This window comes from Pseudomonas fuscovaginae SE-1, from assembly GCF_000364705.1.
In the GTDB taxonomy this organism is placed as follows: domain Bacteria; phylum Pseudomonadota; class Gammaproteobacteria; order Pseudomonadales; family Pseudomonadaceae; genus Aquipseudomonas; species Aquipseudomonas fuscovaginae_A.
Window position 1 is genome coordinate 1 of sequence record NZ_AQOH01000210.1, and the last position, 2,708, is coordinate 2,708.

Here is a 2,708-nt window from a genome sequence, read left to right on the forward strand (position 1 = left end):
GGCGATCCTGGAGAAGGCCGGCCGCGCCATCGATCACGCCCTGGCTGAGCCCAGCGAGGACAGTGTCGCCGAAGCTTCGGTCGTCGTGGCCCAGGCCAAGGTCCTGTCGGCCGAAACCTCCCTGCTGGCCGCCAGCAAGCTGTTCGAACTGGCCGGCACGCGCTCGGTGCTCGGCAAGCACAACCTCGATCGCCACTGGCGCAACGCGCGTACCCACACCCTGCACGACCCGGCGCGCTGGAAATACCACCTGATTGGCAACCACCTGCTCAACGGCGTCAAGCCGGCCCGGCATGCCTGGAACTAGGAGTCCGCGATGAACGCATTGAATCAATCCATTCCCCGTGATGCCGCGCTGAGCCACGCCAGCGCCGACCTGCAGGCTGCCCGCAGTGGCCTGGAGCGTACGCTCGCCGCCGTGCGCGGCCAGGCCGGCCAGGCGCGCGATCCCCAGGTGATCAGCCAATTCGGCGACCTGCAGATCCGCATCGAAGTCGCCGCCGCCCTGATCGAGCGTGCCCAGCGGTTCGCCAACGGCGCCCAGGACGAGGCGGAAAAACTCATCGCCGCCACCGAAGCGGCGCTCGCCAGTGCCGATGCCCTGCAGCAGGTCGGCAACACCGAGTGGACGCTGACCGGCCAACGCGCCCATCTGTCGCCCAGCCACGACCCGCTGCAAGACCCGCTGCATCTGAAATACACGCTGATTGGCAACTTCCGCCTCAATGGCGTGCTGCCCGACCGTTCCAGGAGTGCTGTCGATGTCCCGTGAAATCCGCCTCAATGCCTTCGACATGAACTGCGTGGGCCACCAGTCTCCTGGCCTGTGGGCCCACCCACGGGATCGTTCCTGGCAGTACAAGGACCTGGAGTACTGGACCGACCTGGCGAAGATCCTCGAGCGTGGCAAGTTCGATGGCCTGTTCATCGCCGACGTGCTCGGCATCTATGACGTCTACAACGGCAACGGTGATGCAGCGATCCGCCAGGCGGCGCAGGTGCCGGTCAACGATCCGCTGCAACTGATCCCGCCGATGGCGCTGGTGACCGAGCACCTGGGCTTTGGCCTGACTGCCTCGCTGTCTTTCGAGCACCCGTATCCGTTCGCCCGGCGGCTGTCGACTCTCGATCACCTGACCAAGGGCCGCGCCGGCTGGAACATCGTCACCTCGTACCTGGAGAGCGGGGCGAAGAACCTCGGCCAGCGCGCCCAGACCGAGCACGACGCGCGCTACGACTACGCCGAGGAGTACCTGGAGGTCTGCTACAAGCTCTGGGAAGGCAGTTGGGAAGACGGCGCGGTGTTGCGTGACCGCGAGCGCAAGCTGTTCAGCGACCCGCGCAAAATTCACGAGATCCAGCACTTCGGCAAACACTTCCAGGTGCCCGGCATCCACCTGTGCGAGCCCTCGCCGCAGCGCACGCCGGTGTTGTACCAGGCGGGGGCGTCGAGCCGCGGCAAGCAGTTCGCCGCCGAGCATGCCGAGTGCGTGTTCGTGGCGGCGCCGTCCAAGGTGCTGCTCAAGAAGGTGGTGGCCGATATCCGCCGGCGCGCCGCCGAGGCCGGGCGGGATCCGAAGAGCATCCTGATCTTCAACCTGCAGACGGTGATCGTCGATGAGACCGACGCCAAGGCCAAGGCCAAGTTCGAGGAGTACAAATCCTACGTCAGCTATGAGGGCGCGCTGGCGCTGATCTCCGGCTGGACCGGGATCGACTTCAGTCAGTTCAAGCCGGACGAGCCGCTGCGGCATGTGCACACCAACGCGATCCAGTCGGCGGTGGAGACCTTCTCCACGGCGGATCCGAACCGCGTCTGGACACCGAACGAGCTGGCCGACTGGGTGGGCATCGGTGGTTTCGGGCCGCTGTTCGTCGGTGGGCCGGAGACGGTGGCCGACCTGCTGCAGGAGTGGGTCGAGGACACCGACGTCGATGGTTTCAACCTGGCCTATGCGCTGACCCATGAGACCTTCGTCGATGCGGTCGAGTGGCTGGTGCCGGAGCTGCAGAAACGCGGCGTGTACAAGAAGACGTACGCGCCGGGGACCTTGCGCGAGAAGCTGTTCGGCGCCGGGCCGAAGCTTTCGGATGTTCATCCGGGGGCCGGGTACCGGGACCTATTGTGGCGAGCGGGCTCGCCCGCGCTCGACTGCACAGCAGTCGCAAACCTATCGGCGTATTCCACCTGACACACCGCAATCGCCGATTTCAGGGGTGCTTCGCACCCCGACGGGGGCAAGCCCCCTCGCCACATTACTGAACGAGGTGACCCCCATGAGCGTGCACGAACTCAAGCGTCCGCCAGCGAGCCTGTCGCCGCAACCCGAAACGGTCTCGATCCTTCCCGCCGCCCTCGAACAATTGCGGCACTGGGCCCAGGTCAGTCCGCTGCACAGCGCCTTGCGCCACAAGCGTCACGGTCAATGGCATTGCTGGCGCTGGATCGACACCCTGCGTGAAGTCGAGCGCCTGGCCGATGGCCTGCGCCAGCAGGGTTTCACTGCCGAGTCGCGGCTGGCCCTCAGCGGTAGCCTTGAACCCAACCTTCTGCTGTTGGCCCTGGCAGCCCATTCCCTTGGCGGCCAGGTTTTCAGCCTGGCACCGGACCTGAGTGTCGAAGCCCTTGGCCAGGCGTTCTGGCGCCTGCAACCCAGCCACGGTTTTGTCGACAGCCGCCAGCAACTGCTCGACTGGCTCCCCCCCGG

2 protein-coding genes and 2 pseudogenes are annotated in these 2,708 nt (G+C 66.0%); all 4 read left to right on the forward strand.

Translation table 11 applies throughout. The features are described from left to right. Window positions 1-307: pseudogene (locus K675_RS30980) on the forward strand (SfnB family sulfur acquisition oxidoreductase); the annotation flags it as partial. Between the two features lie 9 nt (window positions 308-316). Next, a complete protein-coding gene (locus tag K675_RS0118875) occupies window positions 317-772 on the forward strand; it encodes a hypothetical protein (protein WP_017905048.1) in 456 nt (151 codons plus the stop codon). Next, window positions 762-2,192 (forward strand): LLM class flavin-dependent oxidoreductase, encoded by a 1,431-nt coding sequence (locus tag K675_RS0118880; RefSeq protein ID WP_017905049.1) that lies wholly within the window; start codon window positions 762-764, stop codon window positions 2,190-2,192. Before K675_RS0118875 ends, K675_RS0118880 begins: the two co-directional genes overlap by 11 nt. 85 nt (window positions 2,193-2,277) lie before the next feature. Continuing rightward, window positions 2,278-2,708: pseudogene (locus tag K675_RS0118885) on the forward strand (AMP-binding protein); the annotation flags it as partial.

Excerpts from the sequence above, each read along its gene's own strand:
- K675_RS0118875 (WP_017905048.1), top strand. The coding sequence starts at position 317 with ATGAACGCATTGAATCAATCCATTCCCCGTGATGCCGCGCTGAGCCAC.
- K675_RS0118880 (WP_017905049.1), top strand. The coding sequence starts at position 762 with ATGTCCCGTGAAATCCGCCTCAATGCCTTCGACATGAACTGCGTGGGC.